The following is an 18024-nucleotide window of genomic DNA, read 5'->3' on the forward strand; positions in this document are numbered from 1 at the left end:
GGATATTGCTTTATCAGGCATTTGCTTTAATGGTAATCGACAGGTCAAATCCTTTGTCTACACTGCCTGTAACAGTCGCCATTTCTTTTGCTACAGAATCGCTGAAAACGTTGTCTGCATTGTTGTACGTGTATCCACTGGTTCCTTTTGCATAACCGTATGCAGACCCTGTGCTGTTCACCGTAATAGCCAATGCATCCGGAAATGCGATTTGCGTAACAAGTAAGGAGGTGCCACTTGCATTGTACACATGCACATGGATGTGCGTGGCGCGCCCTTGATACCAACCGGGGAAAATAGATTTGAATGTTACGAGCCCATTAGCATCTGTTACCTGCCTGCCGCGTAGCCAATGCACAGATTGAAAGTTGGTAGACTGCATTTGTGTGCCTCCATACTCAGAATAGTTGCCATCTACATCACAATGCCAGATGTCAACGATCGCACCCGCGAGTGCTGTGCAATTATTATTACCGTTAACGATTGTGATCTTTGCCGTAAGCGGCGAGCCTATTCCATCGCCTTTGGTAATATCACTTCTCACATAAGAAGAAGGTTGCTTTGTCGGAAACGGTCCTTCTGTTTCTGTGGGCGAAACCGAACAACTTGTATCCGTTGTAACATCACTGCTACTTCCCGACGAACCAGCCGACGAATTTGTTGTAGAGTCGTTTTTACTGCACGCGTTCACCAACGGCGCTACAGCTACAATACCTAAAGCAGAGAATGCATGCTTTACGAAAAGCTTTCTGTCCATAAAAATTGAATTAATAAACTAACAAGGAGTAGAAATTATAGCATGGTATTCTCTGTATTGTTCTTACCGAAATTATATATCGTTTAAACACTAAAAAGCAAAGTATCGGTGAATGAAGTCGTTGTACCGATGAAGCGAATTAATAATTAATAATTAGTAATTAATAGGAGAGCAAAAGTGTTTGCAACACACTAAGGACGCTACTCTTGATAAGTTCGCGACTTTAAAATTGGAAGATAAAAATCAGTGAAAATCAGTTCAATCTGTGTCATCTGCGTGCTATCTCCTGCAATGCCGAAGCATAGCTATTGCCCACAGGAAGTTCTTTACCGGAAGTGAGTGTCACCTTTTTTGAACCGATTAATTTTATGCAGGAAACGGGAATAATATAACTCCGATGTATGCGGATGAATTTAGTAACGGGCAATTTTTCCTGCACACTTTTCAGCGTCATCAAAGACAGTACAGGTCTTTGATGACGCTGATGAAATAACACATAATCTTCCCGTGCCTCAACAAACTCTACCAGGGAAAGATCTATTTTAACTTGTTTGTATTCGCTCCATACAAAGAAATCATCCTGAACCGGTTCGGTCTCTTTTTCTTTACTCTTCAATACCTGCAACGCCTTCTTCACTGCTTTTTCAAACCGTTCAAAGCTGATGGGCTTTAACAGGTAATCTACTGCCTCCAGTTCAAACCCTTCGAACGCGAACTTTTTGTAAGCTGTAGTAAAAATAACGGCAGGTTTTTCATTCAGCGAAGCAACAAGTGAAAGCCCGGAAATGTCGGGCATATTGATGTCCACGAACAAAATATCTACAGGATTGTTGCGTAAAAATTCGCTGCCAGCAATAGCATCTTCAAATGTATGCAATAGCCTCAGCTCAGGAATTCTGGTGATGTATTCCCGTATGAGTGCTATCGCTAAAGGTTCGTCATCTATCGCTACACATTTGAGTTTCATACTATTCGCTAAATTGTAAAGTTAGTTTTACGTCATAGTAACCGTTTGCATTTCCTATCTGCAAACTATGCTTGTCGGGATAAAGCAATTGCAATCTTTTTGTTGCATTTTCAATCCCCTGCCCGATCCTTTCCAGCTTTTCATTTGCCAAAAATATTTTGTTATGCGTAGTAAAAACAAGCTGCGTTTCCTCTACAGTTAAATGAATTGTCAATACTGACGTTTCGTGACTGCTAACGCCATGCTTGAAAACGTTTTCGATAAATGTCATAAGCAGTAAAGGCGCAATCTCTCTATCCTCACTGTCGCCGGTAATTTTAAAACACAACTGTACGTTCTTTCCCAATCGTAACTGCTGCAGATAAATATAATCCGCAATGCAGTCCAGCTCCTCTTTCAACGGTACAAAATCCTCATGCACATCGTCTGTTACATAACGCATTATGTTGGACAGCTTCATAATGGCATCCGGCGTCTTCTCATTTTTCAGCAATGAAAGAGAATAGATATTGTTAAGTGTGTTAAATAGAAAATGGGGATTTATCTGTGCTTTTAAAAAGGAAAGTTCGGCCCTCGCCTTTTCCGATTCGGTGGCGATTAATTTTTGCTCTGCTTTAGCCAGCCTTCTTGAAATTTCCAAAGCGAGACTCAGTGCTATGATAAGGAAGTACAAAAACAGACTTACAATATCGATGTGCACCCTTCTTTGCCCGAATCCATTCGGAGGCATTGGCTGCATATTCTTCGAATTAAAATCGGGCGGTGGCATTTCTCCTGGCTCTCCGTGCATTTGAGGCGGCTCCCGTCTTTCCCGGAACATTTGCCGTTCACCGGCCATCATCTCCCGATCATTAAAAGGCCTGTGCTTGAAAGTAAGCAAATCAAAAGGTCTCAACGTTAGCGTGAGAAAAAATAAGGCAATCAAGATCAATGCGTACCAAATCTTTTTGCCGGCAAAATACAGCCTTGGCAACAGCGCAAATGTGTGAACATAAAACAACGAACAGTAGAAAGTGAAATACAGCCAATACTCCCATGAAAATAAAAATCTCCCTATGCCATTACCATTGTTGTAGCCTGCAAAAAACAGCACCGGCAGGGACAGGAACAAGATCCAGCCAATGAAATGGACAAGTATTACCGAGATGTTTAGCTTCATGCAATGGTTAGGTTACAAATACGAATATAGAGACAAATAGGAACCAGGAATTAGAAATTAGGAATTAGTTGTGAGCACAACTTCATAAAAGCCATCTAAACAGTCTGATAATTAGAGAGTTTGACAAAACTTACGATGCGCACCCTTCTAATTCCTAATTCCTAATTTTTAACTCCTGATTTGCAACTGATTAAAAACAGGGATTTAACATAATACTTTTGATTAATGTCATAGAATCCCCGCGATACACGGCGTAGGTTTGCGTAAGTTTCCTTTCGATTTTTCCTAACGATTGCTTGCCATATTCTTAACGATTGCTTGCCATATAAACCAAGAATGTTTATATGGATTTAGGTTATAACACTCCTGCACAGGTCGTTGATTACGTAGTAGAAACGGGCCATAAAAAATCAACTCTCCCCACAACAAAAATGTTGTTTCTTGGGATTATGGCTGGCGTGTTTCTTTCACTCGCCGCACACGCAACGATCATTGTAACACACAATATACCTTACCTTGGTTTTGCACGCCTTATAAGTGGTTTGATATTTCCAGTAGGTCTTGTATTGATTCTGTTAAGCGGTTCCGAGCTCTTTACCGGCAACACGCTTATCATGGTAAGCTGCCTGCAGAAGAAAGCAAGCTGGAAAAACTATGCGAAAAGTTTATTCTTTGTTTACATCGGAAATTTGATTGGCTCATTGCTGGTAGTTGTTTGTCTGTATTGCTACAATCATGACTGCCACACCGATAACCTCATAAGCGCATACAACATAAAAGTTGCAGCCACTAAGAGTTCTATGACTCCTTCTGCTGCATTAATTTCCTCAACCTTCGCCAACCTGCTCGTATGTATGGGCGTTTGGTTCTGCTACACAGCCAAAGATGTGGCCGGCAAGATAATGGGAATATTCTATCCGATATTTCTATTCATTGTACTTGGCCTCGAACACGTAATTGCCAATATGTATTACATACCAATGGGTTTGCTTGCAAAAACAAATCCTGCTTATCTGCAAGCTGCTAAAGACATGGGAGTAAGTGCAGAAAAGCTTTGCAACCTCAACCTATCAAATGCCATCATAAACAATATTATTCCTGCAACTATTGGAAACCTTGTTGGTGGTGCGCTTATGGTGGGGGCATTCTATTGGTGGATGTTTTTTAAGAACGAACAGAAATCAGTGAAATCAAAACATGATTGTTACTGATCGATTTTTATAAAATTTAAACAGTATTATTATGAACACAGACCTTTCTTTAAGAGCGTTTAAAAAAGGAGCATGGAACAAAAACATTGATCCGGCAGACTTTGTAAAAAACAATATTACTCCGTATGAAGGAGGAGCCTCTTTTCTGCAAGGACCCAGCAAGAAAACGCTTAGTGTATGGGGCGCAGCTAAGGTAGCTTTGAACGAAGAAAGAATTAACAATGGCTGTCGTTCGATCAATACAGAAGTAATTTCAAATATAACCGCATTTGGGCCGGGCTATATAAAAAAAGATGACGAAGTAATTGTTGGCCTGCAAACGGAATTGCCATTGATGCGTGCCATGAAACCCTTTGGGGGCATTAAGTTGGTACAGGCTGCGGTTGAAGAACGGGGACTAACAGTTTCAGAACGCGTGGTTGATATTTTTAATTATGCTAGAAACCATAACCAGGCGGTGTTTGATGCTTACGACAGTGAAATCCGTGCTTATCGCTCCAATCACGTACTAACAGGTTTGCCTGACAACTATGCCAGGGGCCGCATCATTGGCGACTTCCGCCGCATGGCACTCTATGGAGCCAATGTACTTATCGAGGCAAAAAAATTTGACTATGCCAATGTTTCGGGAGAATTGACTGAGCATAAAGTTCGCCTGCGCGAAGAGCTTTCTTCGCAGATCAATGCATTGAAAGACATGATTGTGATGGCGAAAGGATACGGGATTGACATAACAGGTCCTGCGGAAACCGCACAAGAAGCGATACAATGGACATACATTGCATATCTCGCAGCCATTAAAGAACAAGATGGTGCAGCGATGTCTCTCGGTAACGTTTCTTCATTCTTTGATATCTATATCGAACGCGACTTGGAAGCAGGCATTATCACTGAAGAAGAAGCACAGGAAATGGTTGACCAGTTTGTAATGAAACTTCGCCTGGTTCGTCACTTAAGGCCTGGCACTTACGATGAAATATTTGGCGGTGATCCTACATGGGTAACAGAATCTATTGGCGGACAATTCCACGATGGCCGTACAAAAGTTACCAAAACATCTTTCCGCTTTTTGCAAACATTATACAATTTAGGACCTGCTCCTGAACCAAATCTTACAGTGCTTTGGTCAAATGATTTGCCTGAAGAATTCAAAAGCTTCTGCGCACAGGTTTCTATCGACACATCTTCATTGCAATATGAAAATGATGACGTAATGAGATGCGTTCGCGGGTCTGATGATTATGGCATTGCTTGCTGCGTTTCTTACCAACCTATCGGCAAACGCATTCAACACTTTGGCGCAAGGGCGAACATACCAAAAGCGTTACTGTTGTCGCTTAACGAAGGACGCGAAGAAGAAAAAGGCACACAAATCATTAACGGCATTCCTGCAGTACCGGAAGGTGTTTTAAGTTATGATCTTGTGCTGCAACAATTCAAGTATGCATTAAGTGAATTAGCAAGAGTGTATGCAAAATCAATGTTTGTTATTCATTACATGCATGATAAATATTACTACGAAAGAGCGCAAATGGCTGTGATAGATACAGATCCCGGCATTGACATTGCTTACGGTGCAGCAGGCATTTCAATCATCGCAGATTCACTGAGTGCCATTAAATACGCAAGAGTTACGCCGGTTCGCAATAGCAAAGGTTTGACTACTGATTTCAACATTGAAGGCGATTTCCCTAAATATGGTAACGATGACGATCGTGTTGATAATATCGCAAAAGAGATCACATCCTTCTTTATCGGCGAACTGCGCAAACACCAGACATACAAAAACGCTACACCAACATTGTCACTGTTAACCATCACATCCAATGTAATGTATGGTAAAAACACCGGCGCAACTCCTGACGGACGCAAAGCGGGAGAATCATTTGCACCGGGTGCCAACCCAATGCATGGCCGTGATTGCACAGGAGCGATCGCTTCTTTGAACTCTGTTAGTAAACTAAGTTACGAAGATGCACAGGACGGTATTTCCAACACATTCTCTATGATCCCTAAATCATTAGGGTCAACAAAAGAAGAGCAGGTTGAAAATCTCGTTGCTACTTTGAATGGATATTTTGGCCATGGTGCACATCACCTGAATGTTAACGTGCTTAAGCGCGAAACATTAATGGATGCGTACAATCATCCGGAACAATATCCTCAGTTGACAATACGTGTTTCTGGTTATGCGGTTAATTTCGTTCGCTTGTCAAAAGCACACCAACTGGAAGTGATTGCGAGAACATTCCATGAAAGCATGTAGTTTTAATTGAAATTTGAAAGTTGAAAGTTGAAAATGAAGTAGATTAAGTTTGTTTAAGGAAAACGGGCATTCATTGTCCGACAGAAAACATAGATTGTCGCGCTTCCAACAACTTCATTTTCAACTTTCAATTTTCAATTTTCAACTATTTTAATTATTCAGCCATGGGCCTATATTTTCCACTCCAGGATACCGAGCAGGATACATTAAACATTCAGCATCCGAATGATCTTCGCATTCATTCGCTTGAAACGTTTGGAACGCACGATGGCCCGGGCGTGCGAATGGTGATCTTTGTACAAGGCTGCCAGTTTCGGTGCCTGTATTGTCAAAATGTAGATACGCTGGATGTGAATGGCGGCACAATGGTTTCAATCGATGAATTGGTAACACGGGCCATTAATCAAAAAGATTATTTTGGTCACAAGGGCGGTGTAACTGTTTCCGGAGGAGAGCCGCTGTTGCAAAGGTCAAAGTTGATTACCTTCTTTAAAAAATTGCACGAAAATGGTATAAACACCTGCCTTGATTCCAATGGCAGATTACTGGATAATGATGTTAAAGAACTGCTGCATCATACAGACCTGATTCTTCTCGACGTAAAACATATTGATGATGACTGGCACCACAAACTATGTGGCGTTTCGAACAAGCCTACTTTAAAAGTGGCTGAATATTGCGAAAGCGTCAATCAAAAGATGTGGCTGCGTTACGTGCTGGTACCCGGCTGGAACGATCAACCTGAATTTGTTGAAAGATGGGCCCGACAATTTACGGGTTACAAAAATGTGGACCGTGTCGAGATTCTTCCATATCACCAGCTGGGCATGCATAAATGGCGCATGATGGGACTTCCCTATCAGTTAACAGATGTTACGACTCCTTCTTCAGAGATCAAAGAAAGAGTACTACATACTTTCCAAAAATATTTCGCTGATGTGCGTTTGAAGTAAGCACACGGATGACACTGATTTGACTGATTTTCACGGATCTTCTACCGATATATTGCCTACTTGAAAAAGTAAAGTCCCCAAGCGAGGGACTTTTTTAATTTAGATGCTTCACTAAGTCCGGTTTGCCTAAATACTCAAAAAAAATCCGTATAAATCCCTGCCCGAATAAATTCATTCAGGCGGGCGCCCAATCCGTGTGCCATCAGAAATCTGCGCAAATCAGTTAAATCTGCGTCATCTACGTGCTCACTTTGTAACATAAGCTTCGTTCATTAAATTTGAGCAACAAATCTTCAACCTGTTACCATGGACAATATCACACTTCAGTTAAACGACAGAAACCGAGGCGCTTTTTTTTACGAGGAAAATGATCAGCAAATAGGCGAAATGGAAATTGGCATTAACGGACATGACATGGCAGTGTATCATACTGAAGTGAAACCGGAAGCAGAAGGCAAAGGCATTGCCAAAAAGCTGCTGGAAACAATGGTAAACTATGCACGTCAACATCAATTAAAAGTCATTCCATTGTGCCCATACGTTCACGCGCAATTTCAAAGACATCCCGACCTGTACAATGATGTCTGGAAAAAATAATCCGCCATAATTTCTGAAACCAATATTCCTTAAAAACAAAACCACCCATCGTGTTGCCAACAAATATAATTGCCACTGCAGAAGCCGAAAATAACGGCGAGCTGTATACGATCAACCTGAATGTAAATGGCCATAGCCTTATAGCAGATGAGCTTACGGAAAAAGGCGGCCTTGACCTTGGCCCTGCGCCGGGAGATTACATCTGTATGTCGCTCGCATCCTGCACTGTAATTACATTGCGTATGTATGCCAACCGCAAAGGCTGGAACCTTCAGAAAATACATGCCAAAGTCAATCTTGTATCAGGCAAGGCATTACCATCCGGCAACAACACCTTTTATGTAGAGCTTTCATTCAGCGGTGATCTTACCGACGAGCAGCGTCGACGTTTGATGGAGATTGCAGACGTGTGTCCCGTTCACAAGCTGTTGAAAAAACCGAATGACATTATCACGATGCTTGCGTAATGCTTCACTAGTAAAATTGTTTTGTATGGAGAAAAAGATCGATCACATATTAGAAGGACGAGAAAAAAGCATAGGCGAAGAAACCATTTTACAACCTTTACCACATAAGGATTTCCGGTTTGCTAATCCGTTCATTGTTTTGCATCATTTACCAGAGCATCAGTATTCACCTAACTCTCCTGCGGAGCGTGTGCATCCGCATCCACACAGGGGTTTCGCACCGGTAACATTTATGTTTCAGGGCTCCGGATACCATAAAGACAACCAGGGAAATGAAGGTGTTATTAACGCGGGAGATGTACAATGGATGTTTGCAGGAAGCGGATTATTACATAGCGAAGGCCCAACAAAAGAGTTTCTTGAAAAAGGCGGCAACTATGAATTTATACAGCTTTGGGTAAATGTACCGAAGGCTCATAAATGGGACGCACCTAACTATCAACAGGTATCTGCAAGTCAAATGCCATCGCTCTTTAACGAAGAAGGCATCAACTTAAAACTGGCCAGTGGTGAATATGGAAATTTCAGCGGACCACTGCAATCATTCACTCCAATCGTTTCTCTTTTTGGAAGTATAGCAAATGGCAAAACGCTGAAACTCTCTACCAAAGAGGGATACTGGACCTTATTATATTTTCTGAAAGGATCAGCAAATGTCAATGGCAGTCATGTAAAATCGCATGAGCTGATCATCTTTGAAAAAAATAACACAGACATTCAAATAGCAACTGAAGCTGATTGCAAAATCATTTTTCTATCTGCCGAACCAATCAATGAACCCGTTGCTGCCAAAGGGAACATTGTAATGAACACTGAAGAAGAAGTTTTGCAAGCGGAACAAGATTTCGCCGATGGCAAATTCGGCACGCTTGATTATTAATTGATGGACCCTACGCCCCACCTAATTCCTAATTCCTGATTTCTAATTTCTAATTCCTAATTTCCCGGTATGATCCAGGACAACATACTCCTTATAATATCTCTGTTACTTGGCGTTTCCATGCTGGCAATGCTTAGCAACAAGCTGCGCATTTCTTATCCTATATTTCTTGTCGTGTCAGGGCTTTTCATCAGCATCATTCCCGGCATTCCTGATATACAATTGCAACCGGATCTCGTGTTTCTGATATTCCTTCCGCCCTTGTTATATGCTGCTGCATGGAACACCTCATGGAAAGATTTTTGGAAATGGAAAAGACCAATTTCGTTGCTGGCCTTTGGTTTGGTGATCACAACGGCCTGTGGCGTTGCATTCTTTTCATCTTATATCATTCCAAATTTCGGATTGGCATTTGGCTTTTTATTGGGTGGTATCATTTCGCCACCAGATGCTGTTGCCGCGACAACGGTAATGCAGGAATTAAAACTACCCAAACGAATCGTTACCATACTTGAAGGCGAAAGCCTTGTGAATGACGCAGCGAGTTTGATCGTATTTCGCTTTGCACTGGCAGCTATTCTTATTGGTAATTTTAATATCTGGAAAGCTGAAGCAAACTTTTTATACGTCGTTGTCTTGGGCGTATTGATTGGTATCGCCATCGGCTTTGTCATTTACTCGATACACCGTTACTTACCCACTACACCAAGCATTGATACAGCTGTAAGTTTGATGACTCCATATATCATGTATATCGCGGCGGAGCATTTTCATAGCTCAGGCGTGCTAGCAGTTGTAAGCGGTGGTTTATTTCTTACTTACAGATCACAAGACATTTTTTCCTACAGCTCAAGACTGCAAATGCAGCATGTGTGGGACACTGTTGTGTTTATGTTGAACGGTGTTGTGTTCATTTTGATCGGCCTGCAATTACGCAGCATCATCAATGGCATCCAGGAGTATTCTATTATTGCTTCCATCGGTTATGCATTGTTGATCACACTGCTGGTGATTGTTATCAGAATAGCGTGGATATTTCCAAACACTTACATACCAAGGCTTTTAAGTAAAAAGATCAGAACAACAGAGCCCAAACCAACATGGCAAAATGTGCTGATAGTGGGCTGGAGCGGTATGCGGGGTGTGGTGTCACTCGCATCAGGATTGGCGATTCCATTGACATTATCTGACAAAACGCCTTTTCCTCACCGCGATCTTATTTTGTTCATCACATTCATTCTCATCCTTGTTACGTTGGTGTTCCAGGGTTTAACGCTTCCGTGGTTGATCAAAGTATTGAAAGTACATTCGGAAGAAGATGAGTCACAACTGGCGCTGGCCGTGCGTTTGCGATTGGCAGAAGCTTCACTTGAACACATGGACAGTCACTATTCAGAGCTTGCAGATAATGATGCTTATATACGTGTGAAAGAACGTTATGCCCGCATGATAGACATTGCAGGCAAACGCCTCAACATGGAAACCAATGCAGCTGAGGCGCCTGCCTTTCTTCCAAAGTACAGGCAAATGCTTATTGATCTTGTTGCCATCAAAAGAAATGAGTTAAACAAAATGCGCCACAACAATAGCTTTCCGGATGAATTGATTCGTAAGAAAGAATTGGAGCTTGATCTGGAAGAAGCGAGATTGCACAAGTGAGTTTTGAGTTTTGCCCGTTGATGTGAAATGCAGAACCGTTACATCTTTTCAATGTGATCAAAAAAAAATCCGTGTAAATCCGTCAAATCCGTGTCATCCGTGTGCCGATTGTAGTTATTATTTCAAGGCAACTTCCGCTTCTACTTTAGGTCTTACATACGTCTTTGCAGGCAACTTAAATGCAGGAATAAGAGCGAGGGCAATAATGATTGCCGCGATCACAAAGCCATCTTGCAAAGCAAAGTGCTCTGCAATAATGATCACATCATTTTTATCGAGATAGTAATTGTAAATGTATTGATGCACCACTCCGCTTATTGCAATACCAATTGAACCGCCAACCTGCTGTACCAAACTATTTAACGAAGTAGCTGTTGCCGTTTGCGCTTCGCTTACTGCATTCAGCAACGAAGTAGAAACAGGCGCAACCAATATGCCCATGCCCACTCCACGCACTACCATTGCGACGATAATCAACCATATACCCGAACCAACATTGATTCGGGAAAACAACAACATGGAGATCGAGACGAGAATAATTCCTGCAACTGAAATATTTCTCACCGCGCCTTTATCTGCATACCTTCCCGCAACTGGTCTTACAATAATCATTACAAGCGCATTTGGCAACATGAGCATAGCTGACTGGAATTCTGAAAAGCCCAATAAGCCTTGCAATAAAAACGGTAGAAAAAACAAGCCACCATACAATGCGATGGAACGTATCGCAACAATCACAATGCTGTTTAAAAACACGCCCGATCTAAACACCGATAAATCCAATAATGGCGCGGGTCTTCTTGCAGAACGAATGAACAGGGCCAATGATAAAATTGAAACACCAAAGCCAACCAACACATGCCACGACAACGGGTTATACTTCGCAATGCCTGCAATGGCATACTGTATAGCAATGATGAAGAGCCCGAAAAATGCGAAGCCCTTTATATCGAATCCATATTTGTAGCGTGGTTGTTTCTTTAAGAAATTAAGATGTTTCATTGTAAGCAATATGGTAACAATGCCTACCGGAATGTTTACGTAAAAGATAGATGGCCAACCAAGATATTGCGTCAATACGCCACCTAATGTTGGCCCGAGTGCGGGACCCATCACATTTCCCAATCCCCACCAACCAATGGCGCTTCCTCTCTCCTCTTTGGGAAATGTTTCTGATACAATCGCTAATGACGTTGGACTAATTGCACCGCCGCCAATGGCTTGTATCACTCTTGCAATTACAAGCATCGGCAAATCAACTGCAAGACTACACAGCAACGAACCGAGTGTAAATATTGCCACACTTAATAAATACAGGTTATAATAACCAATCCTGTTTTTTACCCAATTGATCAATGGTATAAATAATGAAAACGCGACCATGTAGGAGGTGATCACCCATTCTATTTCATCCACCCGCACATCAAACTCAGTGCGCATTACAGGCAATGATACATTCACGATGCTGGCATCAATTGCCGCCATGAATGTTCCGCACATGAGTGTAATGAGTATGAGTGTTTTATTTTTCAATAGATGTATGTAGTAACAGATTTGTTAAAAAATTGTTCCAGCGGAAAGGTTCCCGGTAGCCAGTGGCTATCTGTACCCGCAAAAAAAATGCGAGGCTTTTGGCCCCGCATTGTAATCGAATATATGCTTGCTTACAAAACGCTGATTAAATGAACCTGTTCACAAGATTTTCGAAGTACTCTTGTTTACCACTCTTAGTAGCAGGTTCGCCGTTTTCAATCGCATAGGCACGAAGATCTTCCAGAGAAAGTTTGCCTTGCTCATATTCTTTTCCTTTTCCGCTATCAAAAGATGCATAACGTTCAGTACGCAATTTTTTGTAGTCAGATTTATTAAGGATGCCATCAGCAATGACCAACGCTCTTGCGAAGTTGTCCATACCGCCGATGTGTGCGTGGAAGATATCATCGATGTCAGTAGAGTTTCTGCGGATCTTCGCATCGAAGTTGATACCACCACCCTGGAATCCTCCAGCTTCAACAATTACAAGCATTGCTTCAGCCAATTCATTCAGGTTGTTAGGGAACTGGTCAGTATCCCATCCGTTTTGATAATCACCACGGTTTGCGTCCATGCTACCCAACATACCTGCATCTGCTGCAACTTGTAATTCGTGTTGGAAAGTATGGCCAGCCAATGTTGCGTGGTTTACTTCAATGTTCAATTTGAAATCATTCAACAGATCGTATTGACGCAAGAAACCAATTACAGTTTCGCTGTCGTAATCATATTGGTGCTTAGTTGGTTCGCAAGGCTTAGGCTCGATGAAGAATGTACCTGTGAAACCGTTCTTTCTTGCGTAATCTTTTGCCGTGTGCAGGAAGCGTGCAAAATGTTCTTTCTCACGTTTCATGTTTGTGTTCAACAAACTCATGTAACCTTCACGACCGCCCCAGAATACATAGTTTTCACCTTTCAAAGCGATAGTCGCATCGATCGCAGCTTTCACTTGTGCGCCAGCGTGTGACAACACATGGAAATCAGGATTGGTAGATGCTCCATTCATGTATCTTTTATGAGAGAACACGTTTGCAGTACCCCACAAAAGTTTAACACCACTGTCAGCTTGTTTTTGTTTTGCATATTCTACCAATGCAGCCAAACGTTTTTCGTTGTCAGCAACATTGTCGGTATAGTCTACAACATCCGTATCGTGGAAGCAGTAGTAAGGAAGATTCATTTTTGTAAGAAACTCGAAAGCTGCATCCATCTTGTCTTTTGCTCTTTCTACAGCATCTGCTTTTTCATTCCACTCGTGAACAATGGTGCCACCACCAAACGGATCGTTACCCGTTGCACAGAAAGAGTGCCAGTAAGCACCTGCAAAGCGCAAATATTCTTTCATTGTTTTTCCGCCGATCACACGGTTTTCATCATACCAGCGAAAAGCAAGCGGGTTGTCAGTTTGAGGACCTTCAAATTTAATTTGTCCTACACCTTTAAAGAACTCTTTCGAGCCGGTTACAATCTTTGACATATCGTTTGTATTTATTTTTTATTTATGGAACGCAGATTCTCATGATTGTCATGATTTGTTATGATTTTTTAAAACCATAATAATCATCGTATCGAGCAATCAGCGTTTTTCCATATTCAATTTTGAAATCAGATTTTATGTGATTATTACGATCAATTGACACAATTTCAAAATCATAACAAATCATGACAATCATGAAAATCTGCGTTCGTTCTCTTTTCAAATAAATTTCTGCAGCAACTCTTTCCAATCGAAATAAAACTTGTCGAATGTCTTCGTCTCCGTTGGTTCTATCAGTTGCAGCGGCTTCTCATCTGCAAATGCATCCTTAGGCGTGCTGTATGCGCCCACGCCAATACCTGCACCTATTGCAGCGCCCACGCTACCATCACACTCGTATAATTCGACAGGAACGCCAGTAGCATTTACAAATGATTTTGCAAAAAGATCACTTAAGAAAAGATTTGCTTTACCCGCACGGATCACCTGTGGATTCATGCCGTTTTCACGCATGATATCCAAACCATAGCGAAATGCAAACGCAATACCTTCCTGCGATGCACGTTGCACATGTTCCTGCGAATGCAAATTCAAATCGATGTTATGAAAATGAGCCCCTACTATTTTGTTGTTCAGCATTCTTTCAGCACCATTTCCGAAAGGCAATACACGCAGGCCGTCGCTACCCGCAGGCGCTTTCTTGTGCGAGTCGTTCATTTGTGAATATGAGATCGCAGGCGTAAATGTATTCTTCACCCAACGGTTCAGAATGCCTGTGCCGTTGATGCAAAGCAACACACCAAGTCGTTGTTCATCCTCACGGTGATTCACATGCGCAAATGTATTTACACGGGATTGTTTGTCGTAAGTCAATTCATCGCTCACTCCATAGATAACACCGGAAGTGCCTGCTGTTGCTGCTACTTCACCGGGTTCCAGCACGTTCAACGACAATGCATTATTCGGTTGGTCACCGGCCTTATATGTCACCGGAATACCTTCTTTTAATGAGAGGATGTGCGCAACGGATGCCTGCAGTTTTCCATGTTCAGAAAAAACAGGATTAATAGCAGGAATCACGTCTTTGCTAAAACCGTAGTAATTAAAAACGTCGTCAGACAGTTTGTTTTCTTTAAAGTCCCAGAAAATACCTTCCGACAACGCAGATATGCTTGTAGTAATATCGCCCGTTAATTTCATAGCGATGAAATCACCTGGCAACATTGCTTTGTGAACTTCATTATATACGGCAGGTTCGTTTGCCTTTACCCACGCGAGTTTTGATGCAGTGAAGTTGCCCGGAGAATTCAATAAATGGCTCAGGCTTTTTGCTTCTCCGATTGCGGAGAAGGCCTTATCTCCAATTTCAACAGCACGGCTATCGCACCAGATAATGGATTGACGCAGCACCTGCTGTTGTTTATTTACCAATACCAAACCGTGCATTTGGTAAGCGATACCTATGGCCCCTATTTCCTTCGGATCGTATTTTTTTGTTGCGTTTGCTTTTAGAATGGCCTGTTGTACGTGTTCCCACCACATCTCCGGCTCTTGTTCTGCCCAGCCTGGTTTTACGGAGTTGATGGCAGATTCTGTTTCAGGATATTGCGCTGAAACAATGTTTTTTCTTGTAGATGCGTCTACAACAGACACTTTAATGGAAGAAGTTCCTACGTCTATTCCCAGTAATAACATATGGCAAACAGTTCAGTGATTCAAATTATTCAATCATTCCGACGATTCGAAATTATAAACCCTTTGAATTTAAAACTGCTATTTTTTTAATCAAAACTTATACAATATTAATCAAATTAGCATTTTTTAGTCACCGGAAACCGTAATATTGTATTATGAAGACTTTTATTGAGAAATTGCCCCTCGCAGTAGATTCTTCGTTCGTCGCAAGAACGCACAGGACTCCCCTTTTTGAAGTTCCGTGGCACCAGCATATCGAGTACGAGTTGATTCTTTTTACGGAAGGCGGCGGATTAAGCTTTGTGGGCAATGCCGTAGATGAATTTGAGGTAGATGATATTTTCTTTCTCGGTTCCAACCTGCCTCATACTTTTCAGAAAAGCACGGAGGATCTCATCACAAGTGCGGTGGTAATTCACTTCAGAGATGATTTTTGGGGACAGGAATTTCTAAATCTTCCTGAAAGTAAGTCTGTAAAAAAACTGCTCGCAACATCTGCACATGGCATGAAGATAACCGGCGAAACGAAAGCTATACTTAAGCCTTACATTAAAGCGCTGGAGTCTGAAAGTGGCTTTAGCAAAATTGTTCGCCTTTGTGAATGTTTGCAGGTACTGGCCGAGACGAAAGACTACACACTTGTTTCCACACAACAGATCAAAGCGCTTAACCCACATGAGCAAAGGCGCATTGACAATATTTTTCAGTACACAATGGCAAACTTTAAATCACCGATCGAACTAACGGTTATTGCAAATATTGCCAACATGAGTGTGCCTGCTTTTTGTTCTTATTTTAAAAAACGGACACGCAAAACTTACCTTGATTTTGTGCACGAAATACGCATTGGCTATGCATGTAAATTGTTGTTGTCAACACAAATGAGCATTCTTGATATCTGCTATGAAAGCGGTTTTGAAACAATCGCCAATTTCAACCGGCAATTTTTAAGAAGAAAGGGAATGACGCCGGGGAAGTTTCGGAAGAACTATTGAGAATATTTGAAAATTTTAAAATGGGAACGCAGATTATCATGATCGTCATGATTTGAAAAGACTTTTTTGGAGGTGAGCGGTAGACTTTGATTCAGCATCGTTGCGTCGCACACGTCGACAGTAGTATTTCTATTGATCAGCCTTTGCGTACTTTGTTTTCCCTTTGCGCCTTTGCGTAAAATCAACTCTCGCTAAATTCTCTCGACAAATCGTAAAACATTTTTGCGGTATCAATAGAATCCTTGTAGAATACTGGTTTGATCACATATGAATAAGCCCCAAGACGAAGACATTCTTCTTTTTCTATTGCATTTAAGGAAGTAGAAAAAATGATAACAGGGATATTGATGAATTTATCGTTGCCTTTTAAAAGACGAAGGATTTGAGTGCCGTTCATCTTCGGCATGTTCAGATCAAGTATTATGAGGCATGGAAGAGAACAACTATAAAAGCTTTGCTCCAGGTAATTCAACGCATTTTCACCGTTGTCTTCAAAGTGCAAAAGATCGCTCACACCTATCTCTTTGAATGAATCTTCAATCAAAAAGCGGTCCTCCAGATCATCATCTACCAGTAAGATTTTTGCCTGCGTCATGTTAAATTGTAATTTGAAAATTTGAGGATTTGAAAATTTTAAAATGGGATGTGCATCATTCTATTTTCAAATTCTAATCATCCTGCCAAAACGATCTGACCAGTTAGACAATGAATTTTCAACCAAAAGCATTTTCAAATTTTCAAATCCTCAAATTTTCAAATTGTTTACTGCTTCCCTGTAATTGCTTGCGCAGAATCCAAATGTTTTTGCAATGTTGGCAACGTACTTGTTGCAAAATCTTTAATTGTTGAATCTGTTAAATCTGATGAAGCTTTTTTAAACATATCCACATCTTCTTTGTGATCGTTCAACATCATATCCATGTATTCCTTATCGAAATCCTTACCCATCTTTTTGTTGCACTTATCAATCATTTTTTGCTGATCATCGCTCATGTTGGATGGCAGCGTGATATTTTCCATCGCAGCACGACTTTTAAGATCATCATTTGCTTTCGAGTGATCATCCACCATCATTTGACCAAAAGCTTTCACTCTCGGATTAACAGCTTTTTGTGCTGCAATTTTTCCCAGTTCTACTTCCATGATGCCACCGCTGGCGGCTTTCACTGCGAAGTCAGAAACTGATTTATCAACAGGTTTTATTTCTTTATTTACAGCTTTGGCGCTATCTACAGCGTCTTTATTTTCTGTAGTTGTACCACTGTTACAAGATACCATTATAGAAGAAGCGAGGGCAAGGCATGAAGCAAAAACAATCCGTTTCATAATGTGACTTTTAGGTTTACAAAAAATATTGTACTACCTAAGCATCAAATACTAAGCCCTTGGTAATTATGAGGATAAAGCA

At 41.4% G+C, this 18024-nt stretch carries 16 protein-coding genes; 8 read left to right on the forward strand and 8 right to left on the reverse strand.

The genetic code is table 11. From position 1 onward, the window contains the following. Positions 1-13 precede the first annotated feature (13 nt). From QJ048_RS17110 to QJ048_RS17120, 3 genes are all read right to left on the reverse strand, one after another. On the reverse strand, positions 14-757 hold the full coding sequence (locus tag QJ048_RS17110; RefSeq protein WP_282335625.1) for a dioxygenase family protein: 744 nt from the start codon (positions 755-757) through the stop codon (positions 14-16). Positions 758-1025: 268 nt separating this feature from the next. After that, complete coding sequence (locus QJ048_RS17115; RefSeq protein WP_282335626.1) at positions 1026-1724, reverse strand: LytR/AlgR family response regulator transcription factor; 699 nt, start codon at positions 1722-1724, stop codon at positions 1026-1028. A gap of 1 nt (position 1725) precedes the next feature. Beyond that, positions 1726-2883, reverse strand: coding sequence for a sensor histidine kinase (locus QJ048_RS17120; RefSeq protein WP_282335627.1), 1158 nt, complete (start codon positions 2881-2883; stop codon positions 1726-1728). 344 nt (positions 2884-3227) lie between these two features. On the opposite strand from QJ048_RS17120, the gene QJ048_RS17125 reads away from it, so the two are divergent. The 7 genes from QJ048_RS17125 (at position 3228) to QJ048_RS17155 (ending at position 10916) form a co-directional block, all read left to right on the forward strand. Beyond that, positions 3228-4094 carry a formate/nitrite transporter family protein gene (locus QJ048_RS17125; RefSeq protein ID WP_282335628.1) on the forward strand — a complete coding sequence of 289 codons (867 nt, stop codon included), beginning with the start codon at positions 3228-3230 and terminating at the stop codon, positions 4092-4094. 31 nt (positions 4095-4125) lie between these two features. Next, positions 4126-6360, forward strand: a complete 2235-nt coding sequence (gene pflB / locus QJ048_RS17130; protein ID WP_282335629.1) for a formate C-acetyltransferase — start codon at positions 4126-4128, stop codon at positions 6358-6360. 164 nt (positions 6361-6524) lie between these two features. Continuing rightward, complete coding sequence (gene pflA, locus QJ048_RS17135) at positions 6525-7313, forward strand: pyruvate formate-lyase-activating protein (RefSeq protein ID WP_282335630.1); 789 nt, start codon at positions 6525-6527, stop codon at positions 7311-7313. A gap of 306 nt (positions 7314-7619) precedes the next feature. Next, positions 7620-7910 (forward strand): GNAT family N-acetyltransferase, encoded by a 291-nt coding sequence (locus tag QJ048_RS17140; protein ID WP_217793370.1) that lies wholly within the window; start codon positions 7620-7622, stop codon positions 7908-7910. 50 nt (positions 7911-7960) lie between these two features. Continuing rightward, complete coding sequence (locus QJ048_RS17145; protein ID WP_282335631.1) at positions 7961-8377, forward strand: OsmC family protein; 417 nt, start codon at positions 7961-7963, stop codon at positions 8375-8377. Positions 8378-8402: 25 nt separating this feature from the next. Beyond that, a complete protein-coding gene (locus tag QJ048_RS17150) occupies positions 8403-9257 on the forward strand; it encodes a pirin family protein (RefSeq protein WP_282335632.1) in 855 nt (284 codons plus the stop codon). Positions 9258-9326: 69 nt separating this feature from the next. Continuing rightward, positions 9327-10916, forward strand: a complete 1590-nt coding sequence (locus QJ048_RS17155; RefSeq protein ID WP_282335633.1) for a Na+/H+ antiporter — start codon at positions 9327-9329, stop codon at positions 10914-10916. Between the two features lie 117 nt (positions 10917-11033). Here QJ048_RS17155 and QJ048_RS17160 read toward each other — a convergent pair whose 3' ends face one another. The 3 genes from QJ048_RS17160 to QJ048_RS17170 all read right to left on the reverse strand — a co-directional run bounded on the left by QJ048_RS17160 (position 11034) and on the right by QJ048_RS17170 (position 15621). Continuing rightward, the gene (locus QJ048_RS17160) at positions 11034-12449 is read right to left on the reverse strand and encodes an MDR family MFS transporter (RefSeq protein WP_282335634.1); all 1416 of its coding nucleotides are present in this window, start codon (positions 12447-12449) and stop codon (positions 11034-11036) included. 145 nt (positions 12450-12594) lie between these two features. Continuing rightward, a complete protein-coding gene (gene xylA, locus QJ048_RS17165; protein WP_282335635.1) occupies positions 12595-13926 on the reverse strand; it encodes a xylose isomerase in 1332 nt (443 codons plus the stop codon). A gap of 219 nt (positions 13927-14145) precedes the next feature. Next, positions 14146-15621 (reverse strand): xylulokinase, encoded by a 1476-nt coding sequence (locus QJ048_RS17170; RefSeq protein WP_282335636.1) that lies wholly within the window; start codon positions 15619-15621, stop codon positions 14146-14148. Positions 15622-15776: 155 nt separating this feature from the next. Between QJ048_RS17170 and QJ048_RS17175 the strand changes: the two genes are divergently transcribed. Next, complete coding sequence (locus QJ048_RS17175; protein WP_282335637.1) at positions 15777-16616, forward strand: AraC family transcriptional regulator; 840 nt, start codon at positions 15777-15779, stop codon at positions 16614-16616. Between the two features lie 181 nt (positions 16617-16797). On the opposite strand, the gene QJ048_RS17180 is transcribed toward QJ048_RS17175, so the two are convergent. Together QJ048_RS17180 and QJ048_RS17185 are read right to left on the reverse strand one after the other, a co-directional pair. Beyond that, positions 16798-17211 (reverse strand): response regulator, encoded by a 414-nt coding sequence (locus tag QJ048_RS17180; protein WP_282335638.1) that lies wholly within the window; start codon positions 17209-17211, stop codon positions 16798-16800. Positions 17212-17378: 167 nt separating this feature from the next. Beyond that, complete coding sequence (locus QJ048_RS17185; protein ID WP_282335639.1) at positions 17379-17942, reverse strand: DUF4142 domain-containing protein; 564 nt, start codon at positions 17940-17942, stop codon at positions 17379-17381. Positions 17943-18024 lie beyond the last annotated feature (82 nt).

It is taken from the genome of Pinibacter soli, from assembly GCF_029961145.1.
GTDB classification, from domain to species: domain Bacteria; phylum Bacteroidota; class Bacteroidia; order Chitinophagales; family Chitinophagaceae; genus Pinibacter; species Pinibacter soli.